Source organism: Acidimicrobiales bacterium (genome assembly GCA_022452035.1).
Lineage (GTDB): Bacteria > Actinomycetota > Acidimicrobiia > Acidimicrobiales > MedAcidi-G1 > UBA9410.
Genome location: JAKURV010000009.1, coordinates 37,309 through 56,172 on the forward strand (window position 1 = coordinate 37,309; position 18,864 = coordinate 56,172).

At 68.5% G+C, this 18,864-nt stretch carries 21 protein-coding genes, 2 tRNA genes and 1 other RNA gene; 14 read left to right on the plus strand and 10 right to left on the minus strand.

All coding sequences use genetic code 11. The features are described 5' to 3' along the window. Positions 1 to 48 precede the first annotated feature (48 nt). The 3 genes from MK181_04715 to MK181_04725 are packed head-to-tail and all read left to right on the plus strand — an operon-like array spanning position 49 to position 3,546. On the plus strand, positions 49 to 1,329 hold the full coding sequence (locus MK181_04715; GenBank protein ID MCH2419101.1) for an amidohydrolase: 1,281 nt from the start codon (positions 49 to 51) through the stop codon (positions 1,327 to 1,329). 25 nt (positions 1,330 to 1,354) lie between these two features. Further along, positions 1,355 to 2,650 carry an amidohydrolase gene (locus MK181_04720; GenBank protein ID MCH2419102.1) on the plus strand — a complete coding sequence of 432 codons (1,296 nt, stop codon included), beginning with the start codon at positions 1,355 to 1,357 and terminating at the stop codon, positions 2,648 to 2,650. Beyond that, positions 2,647 to 3,546 (plus strand): SDR family NAD(P)-dependent oxidoreductase, encoded by a 900-nt coding sequence (locus MK181_04725; GenBank protein MCH2419103.1) that lies wholly within the window; start codon positions 2,647 to 2,649, stop codon positions 3,544 to 3,546. Before MK181_04720 ends, MK181_04725 begins: the two co-directional genes overlap by 4 nt. Before the next feature lie 10 nt (positions 3,547 to 3,556). Here the strand turns inward: MK181_04725 and MK181_04730 are convergent, their stop codons facing one another. The 4 genes from MK181_04730 to MK181_04745 are packed head-to-tail and all read right to left on the minus strand — an operon-like array spanning position 3,557 to position 5,996. After that, positions 3,557 to 4,387 carry an SDR family oxidoreductase gene (locus MK181_04730; GenBank protein ID MCH2419104.1) on the minus strand — a complete coding sequence of 277 codons (831 nt, stop codon included), beginning with the start codon at positions 4,385 to 4,387 and terminating at the stop codon, positions 3,557 to 3,559. After that, a complete protein-coding gene (locus MK181_04735; GenBank protein ID MCH2419105.1) occupies positions 4,384 to 4,638 on the minus strand; it encodes a hypothetical protein in 255 nt (84 codons plus the stop codon). Before MK181_04735 ends, MK181_04730 begins: the two co-directional genes overlap by 4 nt. Before the next feature lie 33 nt (positions 4,639 to 4,671). Further along, complete coding sequence (locus MK181_04740) at positions 4,672 to 4,947, minus strand: hypothetical protein (protein ID MCH2419106.1); 276 nt, start codon at positions 4,945 to 4,947, stop codon at positions 4,672 to 4,674. Between the two features lie 8 nt (positions 4,948 to 4,955). Further along, complete coding sequence (locus MK181_04745; protein MCH2419107.1) at positions 4,956 to 5,996, minus strand: hypothetical protein; 1,041 nt, start codon at positions 5,994 to 5,996, stop codon at positions 4,956 to 4,958. A gap of 60 nt (positions 5,997 to 6,056) precedes the next feature. On the opposite strand from MK181_04745, the gene MK181_04750 reads away from it, so the two are divergent. After that, positions 6,057 to 6,653 (plus strand): WHG domain-containing protein, encoded by a 597-nt coding sequence (locus MK181_04750; protein MCH2419108.1) that lies wholly within the window; start codon positions 6,057 to 6,059, stop codon positions 6,651 to 6,653. 53 nt (positions 6,654 to 6,706) lie between these two features. Here MK181_04750 and MK181_04755 read toward each other — a convergent pair. The 3 genes from MK181_04755 to ffs form a co-directional block, all read right to left on the minus strand. Beyond that, positions 6,707 to 6,796 (minus strand) — tRNA-Ser (locus MK181_04755). 48 nt (positions 6,797 to 6,844) lie between these two features. Next, complete coding sequence (locus MK181_04760) at positions 6,845 to 7,327, minus strand: nucleoside deaminase (GenBank protein MCH2419109.1); 483 nt, start codon at positions 7,325 to 7,327, stop codon at positions 6,845 to 6,847. A gap of 46 nt (positions 7,328 to 7,373) precedes the next feature. After that, positions 7,374 to 7,472, minus strand: an RNA gene (gene ffs / locus MK181_04765) — signal recognition particle sRNA small type. A 138-nt stretch (positions 7,473 to 7,610) separates the two neighbouring features. Here ffs and MK181_04770 point away from each other — a divergent pair. The 5 genes from MK181_04770 to MK181_04790 all read left to right on the plus strand — a co-directional run bounded on the left by MK181_04770 (position 7,611) and on the right by MK181_04790 (position 11,750). Further along, positions 7,611 to 7,697: transfer RNA gene (locus MK181_04770), tRNA-Ser, on the plus strand. Between the two features lie 58 nt (positions 7,698 to 7,755). Then, the gene (gene dnaX, locus MK181_04775) at positions 7,756 to 9,510 is read left to right on the plus strand and encodes a DNA polymerase III subunit gamma/tau (protein ID MCH2419110.1); all 1,755 of its coding nucleotides are present in this window, start codon (positions 7,756 to 7,758) and stop codon (positions 9,508 to 9,510) included. Between the two features lie 20 nt (positions 9,511 to 9,530). Further along, positions 9,531 to 10,133: a recombination mediator RecR gene (gene recR / locus MK181_04780; GenBank protein MCH2419111.1), complete on the plus strand. Its 603-nt coding sequence runs from the start codon at positions 9,531 to 9,533 to the stop codon at positions 10,131 to 10,133. Positions 10,134 to 10,438: 305 nt separating this feature from the next. Continuing rightward, positions 10,439 to 10,840, plus strand: coding sequence for a methylmalonyl-CoA epimerase (gene mce / locus MK181_04785; protein ID MCH2419112.1), 402 nt, complete (start codon positions 10,439 to 10,441; stop codon positions 10,838 to 10,840). 19 nt (positions 10,841 to 10,859) lie between these two features. Next, complete coding sequence (locus tag MK181_04790; GenBank protein MCH2419113.1) at positions 10,860 to 11,750, plus strand: flap endonuclease; 891 nt, start codon at positions 10,860 to 10,862, stop codon at positions 11,748 to 11,750. A 26-nt stretch (positions 11,751 to 11,776) separates the two neighbouring features. Here the strand turns inward: MK181_04790 and MK181_04795 are convergent, their stop codons facing one another. Further along, positions 11,777 to 12,343: a TIGR00730 family Rossman fold protein gene (locus MK181_04795; protein ID MCH2419114.1), complete on the minus strand. Its 567-nt coding sequence runs from the start codon at positions 12,341 to 12,343 to the stop codon at positions 11,777 to 11,779. Positions 12,344 to 12,409: 66 nt separating this feature from the next. Here MK181_04795 and MK181_04800 point away from each other — a divergent pair, with 66 nt between their 5' ends. Further along, the gene (locus tag MK181_04800; GenBank protein ID MCH2419115.1) at positions 12,410 to 13,966 is read left to right on the plus strand and encodes an acyl-CoA carboxylase subunit beta; all 1,557 of its coding nucleotides are present in this window, start codon (positions 12,410 to 12,412) and stop codon (positions 13,964 to 13,966) included. A gap of 17 nt (positions 13,967 to 13,983) precedes the next feature. Then, a complete protein-coding gene (locus tag MK181_04805; GenBank protein ID MCH2419116.1) occupies positions 13,984 to 14,160 on the plus strand; it encodes a hypothetical protein in 177 nt (58 codons plus the stop codon). A 19-nt stretch (positions 14,161 to 14,179) separates the two neighbouring features. Here MK181_04805 and aat read toward each other — a convergent pair whose 3' ends face one another. Further along, positions 14,180 to 14,854: a leucyl/phenylalanyl-tRNA--protein transferase gene (aat, locus tag MK181_04810; GenBank protein ID MCH2419117.1), complete on the minus strand. Its 675-nt coding sequence runs from the start codon at positions 14,852 to 14,854 to the stop codon at positions 14,180 to 14,182. A gap of 30 nt (positions 14,855 to 14,884) precedes the next feature. Next, positions 14,885 to 15,679 (minus strand): peptidylprolyl isomerase, encoded by a 795-nt coding sequence (locus MK181_04815; GenBank protein ID MCH2419118.1) that lies wholly within the window; start codon positions 15,677 to 15,679, stop codon positions 14,885 to 14,887. Positions 15,680 to 15,844: 165 nt separating this feature from the next. On the opposite strand from MK181_04815, the gene MK181_04820 reads away from it, so the two are divergent. The 3 genes from MK181_04820 to MK181_04830 are packed head-to-tail and all read left to right on the plus strand — an operon-like array spanning position 15,845 to position 18,841. Further along, positions 15,845 to 17,062, plus strand: coding sequence for an aspartate kinase (locus tag MK181_04820; GenBank protein MCH2419119.1), 1,218 nt, complete (start codon positions 15,845 to 15,847; stop codon positions 17,060 to 17,062). A gap of 40 nt (positions 17,063 to 17,102) precedes the next feature. Next, the gene (locus MK181_04825) at positions 17,103 to 18,116 is read left to right on the plus strand and encodes a hypothetical protein (GenBank protein MCH2419120.1); all 1,014 of its coding nucleotides are present in this window, start codon (positions 17,103 to 17,105) and stop codon (positions 18,114 to 18,116) included. After that, complete coding sequence (locus tag MK181_04830; GenBank protein ID MCH2419121.1) at positions 18,116 to 18,841, plus strand: hypothetical protein; 726 nt, start codon at positions 18,116 to 18,118, stop codon at positions 18,839 to 18,841. Before MK181_04825 ends, MK181_04830 begins: the two co-directional genes overlap by 1 nt. Positions 18,842 to 18,864 lie beyond the last annotated feature (23 nt).

Below are 18,864 nucleotides of genomic sequence, written 5' to 3' on the forward strand. Positions count from 1 at the left end.
TGTCCAAGAGGCAATCGCTGCCCGAGGACCGAGAAACCGGAGGAAACCATGGACCGCCAGGTCAGCACCGGCGACGAGCCGTACATCGTTGTCTCGTCCGACACCCACGCCGGGCTGCAGTGTGAGGAATACCGGCCGTACCTGGACTCCGCCCTCCACGAGGAGTTCGACGGCTACGTGGCCGAGCGCCACAAGCACCGCCAAATCGCCGAGGAAGTAAACGCCGAGTTTCTTGCCGAGTGGGAGGGCGAGAACGAATGGGGCCTGCAGGGCGCCTACGACCCGGAGGTCCGCGACCCGGTACTGGACGCCGACGGCGTGGCCGGTGAGATCATCTTCGCCGACGGCGACGCTGTCACCGGCCAGGAGTCCCCACCCTTCGGCGCAGGCCTGGCCGCCGGCATGATCACCGACCCCCGGCTGGCCTTCGGGGGGGCCCGAGCACACAATCGCTGGTTGGAGGAGTTCTGCGCCACCGAACCGGTGCGCCGTGCCGGGGTGGCGCTGGTGCCGGCTACCCATGACGTGGATCTGGCTGTGGCCGAAGTCGAGTCCTTGGCCGGCCGGCCGGGCATCAAGGGCGTAATGGTCCCGACCATGTGGCACGGCTTCCCGGCCTACGGGTCCGACCACTACGACCGCTTCTGGGCGGCGTGCGCCGACGCCGGACTGGTCGTGCACACCCACTCGGGCGAAGCCGACTTCCGAAGCTATGGCGAGAACGTGGCCATGTACATCAGCGAGGTGCCGTTCTGGACCCACCGGATCCTCTGGCAGCTCCTCTTCTCCGGGAAGTTCGACAAGTACCCGAACCTCCGCTACGCGGTGGTCGAGTGCGGTTCCTACTGGGTGGGGGACCTCCTCTGGAAGGCCGACGTCAACTTCGGGGCCAGTTGGAAGGTCAAGAAGATGGGCTCCCGGATGAAGGGGCTCATCACTCGCCTCCCGTCGGAGTACTTCGGGACGAACGTGTTCATCGGTGCCTCCACCATGTCGGTCGAGGAGATCCGGCGCAGGCACACAAACGGCATCGACGCCCTGATGTGGGGTACGGACTACCCGCACCCCGAGGGATCGTGGCCCCACACTCGGGAACGTCTGGAGAACGACTTCCGGGACGTCTCCATCGAGGACGCCCGGCTACTGCTGGGCCTCAACGCAATCGACTGCTACGGGCTGGACGAGGCGGGCCTGCGCCAGGTTGCCGACCGGGTCGGACCGACCCCGGAGCAGCTAGGCCAGGACCCCGGCCTGCGTACCGCCGAAGGAGCCACCCGCACCGCTCGGTGGTGGCTCGACGAGTACGGCTGCGAGATGCAGTACGCCTGACCGGACCGACCAGGGAGACCACGCCATGAGCGAACGACACGTCGTCATCTCGGCCGACAGCCACTGCGGAGCCGACCTCTGGGACTACAAGGGGTACCTGGAGTCCAGGTACCACGAGGAGTTCGACGACTGGGCCCGGTCCGTCGAGGCAGCCCAGGCCCGCATCGCTGAACAGTTCAAAGACTCTCCCCGGTCCACGTTGAACGTGGGTGTGGACGGGGACCCTGCCGAGGACGGCGACCGGAACTGGTCAAGCGAACGGAGGTTGCGGGAGCAGGAGGCCGACGGGGTGGTGGCCACCGTGCTATTCCCCAACACACAGCCGCCATTTGCCCCGGCGGCGGCCAGCCAGTTCGAGGCTCCGCCTTACAACGACGACATGGAGCACAGGTGGGCCGGCCTGCGGGCCCACAACCGCTGGCTGCTGGACCTCGTCTCTGAGGCCCCGGAACGGAGGGCCGGCATCGTCCAGATCTTCCTAGGCGACGTGGAGGGCTCGGTGGCCGAGATTGAGTGGGCGGCCGAGAACGGACTCCGAGGTGGGATCCTTGTTCCCGGCGCCCCGCCCGACTCGCCGTTCGACCCGCTCTACTCCAAGGCCTATCGGCCGATTTGGGAAGCAGCGGCGGCCAACGACATGCCGCTGAACCACCATTCGGGTGGGGCGACGCCGAGCTTCGGCAGCCACTTCCCGGCCTCGCTGGCCATCTTCCTGCTGGAAGTCTCCTGGTGGAGCCACCGGGGGCTCTGGCACCTGATGTTCTCCGGGGTTTTCGAACGCCACCCAAACCTGCAGTGGGTCAACACCGAGACAGGGACGGCTTGGGTGCCCGACACGCTTGAGAAGTTGGACTCCTTCTACGACCGGATGAAGTACTCCACCTACGGGTCGGAGTCCATCTTTGGGGGCATGGCGGTGGCGGAGATGTCGCTGCGACCGTCGGAGTACTGGCAGCGGCAGTGTCATGTGGGAGCCAGCTTCCTACGTCCCACCGAGACCGAGATCGTGCGTCAGATCGGCATTGACAACGTGATGTGGGGCTCGGACTACCCGCACATCGAAGGCTCCCACCCCCACACCGACAAGCATCTGCGCTTGACGTTCGGGCAGATGACCGAGGACGAGGCCACCAAGTTGCTGACCACTAACGTGGCGAAGCTCTACAAGTTCGACGTCGAGAAGCTGCGGCCCCTGGCCGAGTTGCACTGCCCGACCAAGGCCCACGTGGCCAGCGGCATCTCCTACTCGGAGATCCCCGAGAAGGCCAAGGGCTGTCCGGGCATGGCCCCGCAGAACCAGACCCAGGAAGTGGTCGCTTGAGCGGGCCCCCACCGCTGGAGGTCGCCGGCTCGGTCGCCGTCGTCACCGGTGGGGCCAACGGCATTGGGCGGGGGGTCGTCCGGGCCCTGCTGGAAGCCGACGCCACGGTGGTCGTGGCCGACGTCGAGCAGGACGTGATGGACACCACGGTGGCCGCCCTGTCGGCGTCCCACCCGGGGCGGGTGTCGGGGATCCTGACCGACGTGTCCGATGACGCCTCGGTCGAGGCGTTGGCCGACCAGGTATTCGCCGTGCACGGCCAGTGCAACCTGTTGTTCAACAACGCTGGCGTCGGGTCGGGTGGCGGCGGCCGTGTCTGGATGCACGAGCCCAACGACTGGCGCTGGTGCTACGGCGTCAACGTGTTCGGGGTGGCCCACGGCATCATGGCCTTTGTGCCCCGGATGCTGGAGTCGGGCGAGCCGGGGCACATCGTGAACACCTCGTCGGGTGACGGGGGCTTCGCTCCGGTACCGACGGCGGCCCTCTACGCCTCTAGCAAAGCCGCAGTGAGTTGCATGACCGAGTCGCTGGACCACCACCTCCGTCAGGATTCCGGGGTCATGGGGGCATCGGTCTTCTACCCGTCGGGCGGGCTCATGGACACCGGCCTGTTCACCTCTCAGAGGAACCGGCCGCTGGAGTTGGAGCGGGTCCGGGGGAGCACCGGTCGGGCAAGCATGACGTTCACCGAGATGAAGGACCGCCTGGAGAAGGCCGGTCGGACCGTGAAGGTTGCCGACCTAGACGAGCTCGGCCGCTTTGTCGTGGAGTGCGTGGCCCGGCGCCAGTACGTGATCGGCCGAGAGCTAGAACGGACGGTCGAGCTGCTCCACACCCGAGCCGACGCCATCGGCCGCTTCGAGATGCCCCCACCCCACGACATGGGCCTCTGACCGCTATCGGTTAGCGGGCGTGCGCGCCCTCCAACGAGACAGCCAGCCCCTCGTTGTTGGCCGGCCGGCTTCGAGACAGGAACGCCCCAGCATCGGCCAGGAGAAACTGGCCGGTAATGCACCGGGCCAGGTCGCTGCACAAGAACACGGCCAGGCGGGCCAGCTCGTCGTGCTCGACCATGCGCCGCAGCGGGGTGGCAGCCACCAGGGCGGCCATGCGTTCCTCGGTGAAGGCGGCGGCCACCGTTTCGGTGAGGGTGGTCCCTGGGGCGATGGCGTTCACCCGGATCTCTTCGGGGCCCAACTCGACGGCCATGGTGGTCACCAGGTGGTTCACCGCTGCCTTGGCCGCTGCATAGGCCGCGTTGTAGGGCGCCGGACGGGTGGTCTCTCCGGACGTCACGAACAGGATGGATCCCCCGCCCGTCCCGGCCATCACCGCCGCTTCGGCCCGCCCGCACAGTGCAGCCTGGATCAGGTTCTGGCCGACGATGTCCCGCCAGTCGTCGCCTCCGTATTCCACGAACGGCCGGGGTCGTCGTCCCGGGGGGAGCATCCCGACGTTGTTGACGGCCAGGTCCAGGCCGCCTAGCCGGTCGACGGTCGCATCGACCAGGGCGTCGACCGCTTCGTCGTCCCGGCAGTCGGCGGGCAGCGCCACGGCCCGCCCGCCCTCGGCGGTGATCTCCGCCACCACGGCCTCGGCCCGGTCGCCGACCAGGTCGTTGACGGCCACCGCGGCTCCGGCCCGAGCCAGCCAGCGGGCGACCTCCCGTCCGATACCGGCCCCGGCTCCGGTCACCAGGGCGTTGCGTCCGGTGTGGTCGATGGCGATGGTCATGTCGGGGTTGTCCCTTCTCGGGTGTCGGAGTCCGGGCGGTGAGCTGAGCCGGTAAGCAGGGCCAGGACCTCGTCCACCGCCCCGTCGGCCCGTGCTTCAATGGTCGCCTGGTCCACCCCGCCGATCGGGTGCTGGACGTAGACCACCCGAAGGTCGGGCAGCCCCAGGTCGACCGCCGTCCGGTCGGCCAGCGGACGTAGTTCCCCGGTGGCCACCAGGACAGTGGGCAGCCCGGCGGTTTCCAGTCTCACGGTGTCGTGGACACTCCACGACGTACAGCTGCCTCAATCGGCAGTGCCGGTGAGGACCAGCTCCACCTCCTCGGCGAGTCGTCCCAGGACCTGGTCCTCGCACGGGACAGCGGCGTTCTTGACCTCCACAAGGGTCACCTCGGCGCCGGTGCGCTGGGCCAGGCGGTCAGCCAGGCGGTGCAGCAGGACGTCGGCATTGGGCTTCCGGTTGTCCAGGATCCCGATGCGTCGACCGGCCAGCACCGGGGGCGAGGGGGCCAGGACGGCCGGCGGGGCGCATGTCGGGCCGTCGGGTCGGTGCACGTACATGGGGTCTCCTAGGGCTCGACGGGGAGGGTCACGCTGCGGGTCATGCCCCAACTAGGGATAACCGAGCTGTGCTTGCCGGCCCCCCCTACGACCAGGATCCGGATATTGCCCGGATGTGCGGTCATCGGCGTGGGGGCGTCGTCGTCCAGGTGCTCCATCCACGGTGCCCAGGCTCGGAGGTCGAAGGCCCGGGTCAGCTCGCCGGCCGGCAGCCGGGCCTGCTGGAACAGGTAGGACGACACGTCGTTCCGGGACCAGCCCGCCCGGGCGCAGGTGGCGGCGTGCTCCGGGCACAGGGCGACCAGGTACTCCCCCTGGCTGATGCAGGCGTTGTTCTGGGCCGTGGTGGTCATAGCTGAGGCCACCTTGTCCAGGATCCGGGCCGGGTGGTCGGACTCCATGTCGTGGACGTTGTGGGGGGCCTCTCCGCAGTGGACGGTCACCGCTGACGGTGAATCCACCCCGATACTGGGGGCATAGCCTGCCCAGGGCGAGGCGTCGAGGTTCTCGGCCACGCAGTACCCGTATTTGGCCGGCCCACCCTGGGTGGAAGCGTCGCCGTCGCCCGGTGTGGCGCCGGCGACGTGGAGGAGAACCAGCCGCACGGCCCGGCCGGTGGCGGCGTTGGCCCGGTTCCCGGGTCCGAAGGCCCCGAGCCCGCCGTTGTAGCCGGCGGTCCGGGCCACCTCGCCATGGACTACCAGCAGAGGGGCCACGCAGTGGGTGGTGGCGTTGACGCCCCTCAGGTTGAGCTCGGGTCGGGCCAGGGCCCTCACAGCCGACACCACGACCGGGAGGTGTTCGGGTCGGCATCCAGCCATCACGGCGCTGACGGCGATGGTCTGTCGAGAGGCCTCGCCGAACCTGGGGGGCAGGACGGCCACCACCTCGTCGGGGTCGGCACCGCCGCATCCGGACAGCATTTCGGCGACCCGTTCCGGGGTGGGGGCGACCACCGGGAGGCCGTCGCCCCAGCCGTGGCCGGCCAGCGAGGCTGTCACGTCCCCGTCGTCGGGGATTTCCAGCAGGTTAGTAGTGTCTACAGACATCAGACATAAGTCTGTCTGATGTCGACTAGGTTGGCAAGTACGCCGGGAGGGGCGCGTGACATGGCCGCACGACGAGGGGTGACCGCCGACCAGGTCGTCGCGGCGGCGCTGGCTGTTCTGGACGAGGCCGGACGGGTGACCGACGTGCGACCGGCCGCGGTGGCCAAACGCCTGGGGATCCGGAGCCAGTCCCTCTACGCCCACGTAGACGGAGCGGCAGGGCTCCGACGCCTACTGGCCCTGCGGTCGCTCGATGACCTGGCCGAGGCGGTGACCACAGCCGCCGTGGGGCGATCCGGTCGCGACGCCGCCGAAGCCGTGGTTCGGGCCCACCTGTCGTTCGCTCTGGCGTACCCGGGCCGGTTCAGCGCGGCCATCCACCCACCCGGAGGGGATCCCGACCTGGAGGCCGCCGTTAACCGGGTCAGTCGCCCGTTGCAGACCGTCCTGCAGTTCCTGGGCCTGGACGACGGGCCCCGAGTGCACTGGACGCGCCTGCAACTGGCCGTCACCGCTGGGTTCGCCTCCCTGGTCCACGGTGAGCAGCTCACCCTGGCTCCCGGAGCCGACGACACGGTGGAGCACCTGGTGGCCATGCTGCTCGGCCATCTGGACGACATGGTCGGTGCTGGCCCACTGGTGACTAGCGGGCCCTAGGTCAGGCGGGTCCGGACACGACGGTGACCGGGTCGGGGACCCGGTCACCGGGATGGCGGAAGGTGTGGGATTCGAACCCACGGTGACCCGGAGGCCACAACGGCTTTCGAGGCCGCCCCATTCGTCCGCTCTGGCAACCTTCCGTCGCCGAGACTACTGAGGTGCCGCTGGGCGGCCAACCGAGCGTTGCTTCAGCGACGGTCGGCGAAGAACCGGGTGAGGAGGGCCGCGCCCTCGTCAGCCCGGACCCCGGGCACGACGGCGAACTCGTGGTTGAGGCGTGGGTCCGCCCCAAGGTGGTAGAGGGAGCCGGCCGCCCCGGCCTCCTCGTTGGCCGCCCCCCAGACCACACGACCGACCCGGGCCGCCCAGGCGGCGCCGGCACACATGGGGCAGGGCTCCAGCGTCACGACCAGCGTGGCGCCGTCGAGACGCCACGAGCCGACGGCCGTTGCGGCATCCCGGAGGGCTAGGACCTCAGCGTGGGCCGTGGGGTCACCGGTCCCCTCACGTTCATTGTGGCGCCGGGCTACCACCCGGCCGTTCACCGCCACCACGGCGCCGATCGGCGCCTCACCGGCCTCCGCTGCAGCCGCCGCTTCAGCTAGGGCCAGGCCCATGAGGTCGTGGTCGGTCGGCTCGGGTTCGATCAGGGGGGCGGGGTGCTGGTCCACCCGGTCGACGATAGGCCCAGGCGCCGAGGCACCCGTCCTCGAGCGTGGCGGCCAGGTGATCTGCGGCACCCCGGGGGTTCCGCTGAGAGCTGCTGCCTTCCGGCCCTGACTCGGTTCACGGGCTCCGGTCGCACAGGACCCGACCGCCACACTCCAGAACGGGTGCCCGACAACGATACCCCTGTTGCCCGGATCGCACCCCGGGGGACGTTCCGGCCTTCCGTATCCCGTCGTCGGGCTGGATACCCTTGGCGCCCGGATCCCGGCTCCCGGGTCGGGTCCCGGAGGGATGCGAGAGCGGACGATTCGGCACGCCTGGAACGCGTGTGTGGCTTCACGGTCACCGTGGGTTCGAATCCCACTCCCTCCGCCGAACTGACGCCTTGACGCCACCGGTCGGGGTCTCGGGGCCGCTGTAGGGTCGGCTCATGGAGTACACGTCGCTCTACCGGCGCTTCAGGCCCCGACGGTTCTCGGAGGTCCGAGGCCAGGAGCACGTGGTGGCCGCCCTGCAGAACGCGGTGCGTGAAGGCCGCGTCCTGCACGCCTACCTGCTTAGTGGTCCCCGGGGAACAGGCAAGACCACGGCGGCCCGAATCCTGGCCAAGGCCCTGAACTGCACGGGTGAGGCCACCGACGGTGAACCGTGCTGCTCCTGTGATTCGTGTGAGGCCATCGACGCCGGCACTTCGTTCGACCTTCACGAACTGGACGCCGCCTCGAACAACAAGGTCGATGACATTCGGGACCTACTGTCCAAGGTGGCCCTGGGGACCCCTGGTCGGACCAAGGTGTACCTCCTGGACGAAGTCCACATGTTGACCGCCGGAGCAGAGAACGCCCTGCTCAAGACGCTGGAGGAGCCCCCCGACCACGTCGTCTTCGTACTGGCCACCACCGAGCCCCACAAGGTCGTGGAGACCATCCGCAGCCGCTCCCAGCACCTGGAGTTGAACCTCCTGGGCGCCGAGGATCTGGAGTCACTGGTCCGCGACGTGGTGGTCGAGGCAGGTCTCGACGTCGATGATGCGGGCGTCGATCACGCCGTTCGGGCCGGTCGGGGTTCGGCCCGCGACGCCCTGTCGGCCCTGGACCGCGTGGTGGCCGGAGGTATCACCGACGACGACACCTCAGTCGATGAGCTCCTACGAGCACTTTCCGAGCGGGATCCTGGGCGGGCCCTGGGGGCCTTGGCCGCGGGGATCGCCAGGGGCCGCGAGCCGCGGGTGACCGGGGAAGCCCTCCTGGGAGCGCTGAGGGAGGCTTTCCTGGTGTCCATGGGGGTTCCGCCATCGCAGCTGGCTGCTGCCGACCGGGAACGCGCTGAACGATTTACCGAGGAGGCACCTCCGGCCGTGATCACCCACGCCCTAGAGGTACTGGGGACCGCCTTGGTGGATATGCGCCGATCTCCTGATCCGCGGGTTGATCTGGAAGTGGCCTTGGTCAGGTTGACCGGACCGGAGGTGTCCGGGTCTGGCGGTCCGGGCTCCTTGGACGAGCTGACCAGACGAGTGGAGGCGCTCGAGGTCGCCTTGGCGTCGGCATCGGACAGGTCGGTTGGGCGGGGTCCGGTCGCTCCACCGCCTCCACCGCCTCCACCGCCGTCCCGGCGTTCCGGCCCGGCAGCTGAGGGACGTTCGGGGTTGACTCCCGTCACCCCGTCACCCCCGGTGGCCACCGAGGCAGCGTCCACTGAGCCGCCTGCGCCCCCGACAGAGCCCGACGCATTGCCGGCAGCCGCCGCTCCTCCCACCGCAATACCCAGCCGGGACGAGCTGGTCATGGCCTGGGGTGACGACCTCATGGACCGACTGAGCCGCAAGGCCCGGGCGCGCTTCTCGGCCGCCCGGTTCATCGACGTGCAGGACGGCACTGCCGTCATGGCCTTACCCAACGAACCTCACCTCCGGCGCTGCGAGGACCTTCGCGGTGAGTTGGAGAATGTGCTGGCGGCGCGGTTCGGTGGAAGCCTGCCCGTGCGCCTGGTGGTGGACGACGGGTCCTCAGCTCCAACCGTGACCCCGACGACTAAACCACGCCCCGTTGCTGTCGACGAGTCGACGGTTGCCGACGAGTCGATCGACATGGACGAGCTGGTCGACGCCGACGTGGCCGAGGGCTCGGCGGTGGACCGCCTGACCCAGGCCTTCCCCGGCGCCGCGCTGGTCGAACCGGACTGAGCGGGCGGAGGGCGGTTGCGGTGTACGCCGAAGCGGTGCAGCAGGTCATCGACGAATTGGGACGCCTCCCGGGGATCGGGCCGAAGTCGGCCCAGCGACTGGCCTTCCACCTCATGAAGTTGCCGACGGAGGACACAGCCCGGCTCACGGCAGCCATCGACGAGATGAAGGCCCGGGTTCGGTTCTGCGACCGGTGCTTCAACGTGTCGGAATCCGAGTTGTGCACGATGTGCGCCGACGATCGCCGGGACGCCACGTTGCTGTGTGTGGTTGAAGAACCCCGGGACATCGTGGCCGTGGAGCGCACCGGCGGCTTCCGTGGCCGGTACCACGTGCTGGGAGGGGCTATCAGCCCGATTGAGGGGATCGGCCCTGACCAGCTCCGGGTCCGTGAGCTGATGGCCCGCCTGGAGCCCGAAGGTGTGGCCGAGGTCATCCTGGCCACTAACCCCAACATCGAGGGTGAAGCCACGGCCATGTACCTGGCTCGCCTACTGGAGCCCCTGGGGGTGGAGGTCACCAGGATCGCCAGCGGTCTGCCCGTAGGCGGTGACCTGGAGTACGCAGACGAGTTGACGCTAGGCCGTGCGCTGGAAGGCCGGCGGCCGCTCGACAGGGGGTGATGGCCTGTGGAAGAAGAACTTCGAAGATGGGAACGCCCCCCGGTGGCTCCCGCCGGCCCGAGGGGTCGTTCCCGAGTTGGGTGGAGGGGTGGTTCCCAACTATTGCGACTACGTTACGACAGTGACGAGATTATTACAAGTCAGGCCCAATCTGTTGTGTCAGTGTCACAAAGGGGCTGGTGGGAGGCCTCCGATGGGTGGGGCCCTGAAATACGAGTTATCCACAGGTTGATCCACAGGGTCGGGTTTTCAGGGGGTCCCGGGGACCTCCGGACCGGCCCCGACCGCTCCCCGGGAGGCTCACCTTGCTGCTGACCCAGATCGACCATGTGGCCATCGCCGTCCACGACCTGGAGGCGGCCATCGCCTACTACCGGGCAGCGTTCGGTGCTGAGGTCCACCACCGCGAAGTGGTGGAACGTGACGGGGTGGACGAGGCCCTCCTGAAGGTGGGTGAGTCCTATATCCAACTCACCACGGGGACCCGGCCCGACTCGGCTATCACGACCTTCCTGGAGAAGCGGGGTGAAGGCATCCACCACGTCGGCTACAGGGTCGACGACTGCGCTGAGGCGCTGGCTGCTCTTGTGGCCGCTGGAGGGCGGGCCATCGACGAGGCCCCCCGCCCTGGCTCGCGGGGGACCACCGTTGCCTTTGTTCACCCGAAGGGCTCGTTCGGCACTCTGATCGAGCTGGTGCAGGAGTAACGGGACGGCGGAAGGCACCGTGGCCCCCTTCGACGTCCATCTGGTGGACGGCACCTACGAGCTCTTCCGGTACCACTTCGCCGTGCCGTCTCACGTCACCGCTGAGGGGGTGGAGGTGGCCGCCGCCCGGGGCGTGCTCGGCTCCATGCTCGGGCTGGTGGCCGACGGCGCCACCCACGTAGGGGTGGCCACCGACCGGGTCATCGAGTCTTTCCGGAACGACCTCTTCGCTGGTTACAAGACCGGCGAGAGCACTCCGTCGGAACTGTTCGCCCAGTTCCCCCTTGTGGAGGCCGCCTTGGAGGCCGCCGGGTTCGTGGTTTTCGGGATGGTGGAGCACGAAGCTGACGACGCCCTTGGGGCGGCTGCTGTGCGGGCCGCCGCTGACCCCCGGGTAGGGAAGGTCCTGGTGTGCACCCCGGACAAGGACCTGGCCCAGGTGGTCGACGACGGGGCGGGCATTGTCCAGGTGGATCGGCGCCGGGAGACCGTTTACGACCGGGCCGCCGTGGTTGCCAAGTTCGGTGTCGAGCCGGCGTCTATTCCCGACTGGCTAGCTCTCGTCGGGGACACGGCCGACGGTATTCCCGGTCTGCCCGGTTGGGGGGCTAAGTCCTCGGCCGTCGTGCTGGCTCGGTACGGCCACCTGGAGGACATCCCCGACGATCCGGACGACTGGGATGTGGCGGTACGGGGGGCCACCAAGTTGGGCGCTGTGCTGGCCGGGGCACGCGACGACGCCCTGCTTTACCGGCACCTAGCCACCCTGGATCTCACCGCACCGGTCATGGCCGACGTGGAGGACCTGCGGTGGACCGGGCCGGCCAATCACCTGGAGGCGCTGTGTGCCCACCTGGACGCCCCGCGGGCCGCCGAACGGGCCCGCCGCCTGGCCGCCGATCGGGCCTGACCTAACCCAACGACCGACCAGCGGGGTCAGCGGTCCAGCACCGTCAGGACGTCGGCCACCGTGGTCACCCGCGAGACGATGGATGGGTTGGCCGGCTTGACGAACCCATCGTTGACGGCTCGATCCAGGAACGCTTCCAGCTCCAACCAGAAGCCGTTGTGGTCGAGCAGCACAACCGGCTTGGGACCGTCGTGTAGCCCGAGTTGGGTCCAGGTCGCCGCCTCGAACACCTCGTCGAGGGTTCCGTAGCCCCCAGGCAGGGCGCAGAAGGCGTCGGCGAGGGCGTACATGGTTCGCTTGCGGGTGTGCATGTCTTCTACTTCGATCAACTTGGTTAGCCCTGGGTGGGCGATCTCCCGTTTGATCAGGCCTACCGGGATTACCCCCACCACCCTGCCGCCCTGGGCCAACACGGCGTCGGCGAGGGTCCCCATGATGCCGACCTCCGTGCCCCCGTAGACGAGATCCACTCCGGCGTCGGCCAGGGCCGTCCCGAGCTGACGGGCCAGGGTGTGCACGCCGTCGTCAGTTCCGGGCCGGGAGCCGCAGAACACGGCCAGGGCCGGAGACCGGGTAGCGGTGGAGTCAGACACCGTCGGAACGTACCGTCTGGCGCCACCCTGTGTCCGGTGATTCCCGTTCGGTACCCTGTGCCCACCATGGCCGACCACCCGATGACCGAGCGCCTCGACGAGTTGCAGAAGCGCAAGGAGGCGGCGCTACATGCCGGGCCCGAGCGGGCCGTCCAGCGCCAGCACGACAAAGGCAAGATGCTGGCCCGGGAGCGGATCGACTACTTCCTGGACCCCGGCTCGTTCCACGAGCTGGACATGCTGGCCCGCCACCGGGCCCACGAGAGCGGGATCGAGGAACGCCCCTACACCGACGGCGTCATCACCGGGTGGGGCACTGTGGATGGCCGGAAGGTTTTTCTGTTCGCCCAGGACTTCACCGTGTTCGGTGGTGCTTTGGGTGAGGTGTTTGCCGAGAAGATCCACAAGGTCATGGACCTGGCCCTGAGCGTGGGTGCGCCCATGATTGGTCTCAACGACGGTGCCGGGGCTCGTATCCAGGAGGGCGTGGTCAGCCTCGACGGTTACGGAGGGATCTTCTGGCGCAACGTGCAGTCGTCCGGTGTCATTCCCCAGGTCAGCGTGATCCTCGGACCGTGCGCGGGCGGGGCCGTTTATAGCCCAGCCATGACCGACTTCATCTTTATGGTCCGGGAGAAGTCGCACATGTTCATCACCGGACCCGACGTGGTTAGGACGGTTACCGGCGAGGAGGTCAGCCTCGAGGAGTTGGGCGGAGCGGGCAGCCACTCCACCAAGTCGGGCGTGGCCACCTTCGTCGGCGAGGACGAGCACGAGGTCCTCGACGAGGTAAAGGCGCTGCTGGCCCAGTTGCCGTCCAACAACCTTGAGCAGGCTCCGGTGGTTCCCACCGACGACCCCCCTGATCGGGCCTGCCCGGAACTTAACGACCTCATGCCAGACAGCGCGAACCTCCCGTACGACATGCGTACCGTCATCGAGACGGTGCTCGACGACGGCGGCTTCCTCGAGTACCACGCTGCGTGGGCCGGAAACATCGTCTGCGGATTCGGGCACCTGAACGGCCGCAGCGTCGGCGTGGTGGGCAACCAGCCCATGCACTTCGCCGGGGTGCTGGACATCGAAGCTTCTGAGAAGGCGGCCCGGTTCGTCCGCACCTGCGACGCCTTCAACGTGCCCCTGATCACCTTTGTTGACGTGCCAGGGTTTCTGCCCGGCGTTGGCCAGGAGTACGGCGGCATCATTCGCCACGGGGCCAAGCTGCTCTACGCCTACTGCGAGGCCACGGTGCCCCGGATCCAGGTCATCACCCGCAAGGCCTACGGCGGGGCGTACGTGGTCATGGACTCCAAGTCGGTGGGCTCCGACCTGTCGTTGGCCTGGCCATCGGCCGAGTTGGCCGTGATGGGACCCCAGGGGGCGGTGGAGATCGTGTACCGCCGCGAGCTTCAGGACGCCGACGACCCGGCGACTCGCCGGGCCGAGCTGGTTGACGAGTACACGGAGAGGTTCGCCAACCCGTACGTGGCTGCTGAACGGGGCTATGTGGACGACGTAATCGACCCGGCCGACACGCGGGCCAAACTGGTGGCCGGCCTCGAGATGCTGGTCTCTAAACAGGACGAGACCCCCCGTCGCAAGCACGGGAACGTCCCGCTCTAGAGGCGGCGGAGGTTCCGATGGTCCGCATCGTCGCCGAGGGCGCCACCGAACAGGAGTTGGCTGCTATCGCCGCCGCCTACGAGGAACTGTGGCCGAACCCGTCCGAAGCCCGGAAGGTTCCGGAGCCGCCCACGGAATGGCGGTTCTCCGGGCGCTGGTGGCACGGCAGCGATCCCGGCCCCGACGCTCGCTGAGGCGAGCTGAGAATCTCCCTCAGGCCGGCCAGTCGGGACCGTCGGCTAGGACCAGGTCGGGCAGGCCATCCAGGTAGGCCTCCCGGTCGATCTCCACGGCACCCAGCCGGGCCAGGTGTGGGGTGCACCACTGCACATCAACTAGCCGGTCGGAACCGTTGCCCATCAGGTCGACCAGGCCAGCCAGGGCCACCTTGGAGGCATCGGACCGCCGGTGGAACATCGATTCGCCGGCGAACAGCCCGCCGATGGCTACCCCGTAGAGCCCACCGGCCAAGCCATCACCGTCCCAGCACTCCACCGAGTGGGCCCACCCCAGCCGGTGAAGCGTGGCGTAGGCGTCGGTGATCCGCTCGTCGATCCACCCGTGGTCCCGTGCCGGATCGGCGCAGGCCACCATCACCTCGGCGAACGCGGTGTCGATCCGGACCTCGTAGCGGTTCTTCGACCGGCGCAACGACCGTGAAATCCGCAGGTCCGCAGGCCGTAGTACCCCCCGGGGGTCCGGAGACCACCAGGCCATCGGCCCCCCGGCCTCTACCGGCATCGGGAACAAGCCCCTCCGGTAGGCGGCCAGGAGGGTGCCCGGGTCGACATCGGCGCCGACACCCACCACACCGTGATCGTCGGCCGTATCGGCCGGGGGAAAGGCCCAGGTGCTGGCCGGCGGCTCAACCGGTCCCGACGCGTCCACGTTTCTCGGGTTCGGTCCGCTGACCGGGGCTCAGCCAACCTCGATGGTGACCGACCGGACCACGACGTCCCGGCTGGGCCCGCCACCGTACGGCGAGGTTTCGTCCACCCGGTAGAGGCCCATCAGGGCCTCCAGGACGGCCTGCCCCGCCAGGTCGGCGTGTCCGAAGACGATGTAGGTGCCCTGGGCGTCAAGGAGGCCCACCTCGGGGCCGGTGGCGAAGAAGAACTGGGCACCCGAACTGTTGGGGCCTGCCGAACGGGCCATCACCAGGTCGCCCGGCTGGTAGGTGAAGGGGCCTATCAGCCCACCGTTGGAGAGGGGAAGAAACTGGCCGCCCTCGTCGGGAATGGTGTAGCCCGGTCCCGGATCAGACCAGTCATTGGTCTTCGGGGCTCCACCCTGGATGATTGCGATGGACGGGTCGAACCGGAACAGGAGGGTGTCGTCGTAGTAGCCGTACCGGGTGAGCACGACGAAGTTGTTCACCGTCTCCGGCGTCCGCTCGCGGTCCAGGACTACCCGGATCTCGCCTTCCGTCGTGTCGAAAACAGCCGTGTAGGTGGTCCCGTCGTCAAGGCACCAGGTCGGGCGACTGGAGAAGGACAAGCGTGGTCCGTCAGACTTGTCGACGGCCGGGCAGTCCTTGGGCGCCGGAACGGTCACAGGTGCTGGCGTGTTGTCGCCGCCCCGGCCGCCGGCCACCACGACAAAGATCAGGCTTCCCACCATCATCAGGGCCGTCAGCCCCGACACCAGGCGGACGGCCGGCGAGAATCGGGCCGCGGGAGGCGGGGGAGCTGGTCGGCGGGACTTCTTGGCCATGGGGCGGCACCCTAGCGACGACCGGTGGGCATGGACCGTGCCGCGTCGGGCAGTTGCGGACGTCAGTTGAGATGGCGGCGTGGTTGGCAGGGGGTGCTGAAACCGGAGGTCGGGCACCGAAACCTGCGACAGAGCCCCTGACCGGCGCCGGTAGCGTGGTGCCCCGTGGCCCTCCTCGTAAAGAAGTTCGGTGGTACCTCGGTCTCGGATGCTGGGCGTATGCGCGAGGTGGCTGACCACGTGGCCCGCGCTGTGCGGAGTGGCGACCAGGTGGTGCTCGTGGTCTCAGCCATGGGCAAGGAGACCGACGACTTGTTGCGCCTGGCCGGTGAGGTATCGGCCGTTCACCCGGGCCGCGAGATGGACATGCTCGTCACTGCCGGTGAGCGCAAGGCCATGGCCCTGGTGTGCATGGCCCTCCACGACAGTGGGATCGACTCCGAGTCGTTCACCGGCAGCCAGGCAGGGTTCCTGACCGATACCAGCCATCAGAACGCCCGGATCGTGGAGGTCCGTCCCGACCGCGTCCAGGCCTCGCTAGGCGCCGGACGGGTTCCGGTGATCGGCGGGTCACAGGGCGTGTCGACCGACAACGACGTGACCTTCCTGGGACGAGGGGGCTCAGACACCACGGCGGTGGCCCTGGCCCATGCCCTGGGAGCCGACGCCTGTGAGCTCTACACCGATGTAACCGGGGTCTTCACCACTGACCCCCGGGTGGTTCCAACCGCCCGCCGGATGGCGACTGTCTCTTTCGAGGAACTGCTCGAGATGACGGCCACCGGGTGCCCGAAGCCGGCTATGCGGTCGGTGGAATACGCCCGTACCCACGGGGTGCGGCTGCACGTCCGTTCTGCCTTCACTTGGCAGGAAGGGACGTGGGTCGATGAGGAGGAAACCGATATGGAACAGGCCATCGTCTCGGCGGTCACCCACGACACGACCGAGGCCAAGATGACGATCGCCGGCGTGCCCGACCAGCCGGGGGTGGCGGCCACCGTGTTTCGCGCCATGGCCGACCTGGACGTCAACGTGGACATGATCGTGCAGAACGTGTCCGACCACGGGGTAACCGACATCTCGTTCACCGTGCCCCACAAAGACCTAGCCCGGTCCGTGGAGCTGAGCGAGCGGCTGGCGGCCGAGATCGGCGCCACCGGGGTGTCGTCCGACGACTCGATCGCCCGAGTAAGCGTGATCGGTGCCGGCATGCGTACCAACCCGGGCGTGGCGGCCACCATGTTCGAAACGCTCTCGGCGTGCGGTGTGAACATCCAGATGATCTCCACATCGGCCATCCGGGTGAGCTGCATGGTTGACGGGGGCCAGGTGGAGGAAGCGGTTCGTGCTCTCCACGACGTCTTCGGGCTGGCCGAGGCCTGAACCACCCGTGCCGCCCTCCCGCCCGGCTTCGGCCGGCCTAGTGGTCCTGTCTGTCCTGCTTGCCGCCTCCTCGCTGGTGGCCTGTGGTTCCATCGGGGAGTCTGCGGCGCCGCCCACCACCATCTTGGCGGTGGCGACTACGACGGTGAGCCCCGCCGACGCCCGCTCGGACTTCGTTTCCGAGGTTGCCGGCTCGGCACCCATCCTCGAGGGTCTCAGTGACCAGGACCTGGGCTGCGTGGCCGACAGGCTCCTCGAAGACCTGGATCCCGCGGAGGTTGTAACCCTGACCCGCAACGGACCGCGTCCCGACCAGGCGACCCTGACCGTCGATGCCCTGCGGTCCTGTGGTCTGATCCTCGACGTGGTGACCCTGGGATTGCAGCAGGCCATCGACGCCGATCCGGGCGCGCCGCCCGTCGAAGCGACCTGCATCCTTGAAGGCATCGCCGACGAGGACCTCGTGCCCTACCTCGAGGCTCGCTTTGAACACGGCTTCGTGGAACTGGACGACGACGAAGCGGACATCCTGCTGGAGGACACACCGATCATGGCCAACACCATGCGGTGCAGCACGCTGGCCCTCTTCGGCCAGGTCGATGTCGAGGCCCCGCCGGTATGTACTGGCCTGGCCTACCGGATGGGCGACATGATGGCTGAACTCCTGGCGATGGGTGAGACGCCGGCCGATGGTCCAGACCTCTCGATCCTCACCGGGGTATTCGCGGCCACCGACGCCATCTTCGCCTGGCTGGCCGACGAGGTCCCGCCCGAGCTACGTGACGACGCCGTTCTGGTGCGAGACACCACGTCGCGGATCGGTGCCCTAATGGCTGAGGGCTTTGCGAAGGTGGCGGCGGCGGATCCCGGCGACGAGGAGGCGGCGATGACCGCATTCTTGAGCGTCATGGCCCGGGTCTCGGCCGAAATGGAGTCGTCGGCATCCGCGGTGGAAGCGTCGACAGAGCGCCTGCGCGACTACCTGGTGGCTACCTGCGGGGAATCCGTCCTGACCCTCTTCGAGCTGTTGTCCGGGGTGGGGGCCACCACCTAATGAGGGCGTCCCGACGGGGCGCCGTCCTGGCCCCGGTGGCCCTGACGGCCGTCTTGGCCCTGTTGTCCGGGTGCGGACGGGCCGATACGGACGGCCTCGAGGCGGCCACGGTGCCTACCACCACCCCGGTCCCGGCGACGACTGGTTCACCCCCGGCGACGACCAGCCCGGCTACGACAACAACCTCGTCCCCGACAACGTCCACAGTAGGGACCACTTCATGGGTCCCCGAACCGACGTCGACTACGACGGAGGCTCCGGCCCCGACCACCAGCCTGGCTGGGGGCCCTATCCCACAGGCCGGAGTGGGGTTCTGTGCCGAGCTGGCCGGGGCCTCGGCCGAACTGGTGCTTGAGGTGGAGTCGGTGATGGCCGACGGCGAGCTGAACGCCCGTCGCTACCGGGCCCTCCTGTTGGCCACCCGGAACCTGCTGGCCTGGACGAGTAACCGGGTACCAGAAGCCATGGCGTTCGACCTAGCGCTACTTACCCGGGTGTACGCGGAACTGGGCATCGAGTTGGACCGCCTGGACCCCGACGCGGTGACCATGCCGCGCCTCCAGGCCCTCGTCTTTTCCTACGTCTTCGAGTCGCCCGGGGTGGAAGGTCCGGCCCTGGACCTGGCGGCCCGGCGTCTTTCCGCCTTCGTCGAACGGTCCTGCGGGTCTGGCTACCCGCTAATGGAGTCGCTTTCCGACCTCTTCGCAGGGGTGCGGGCGGACTGAGCCCCGGCGGCTGAGATGGTGTG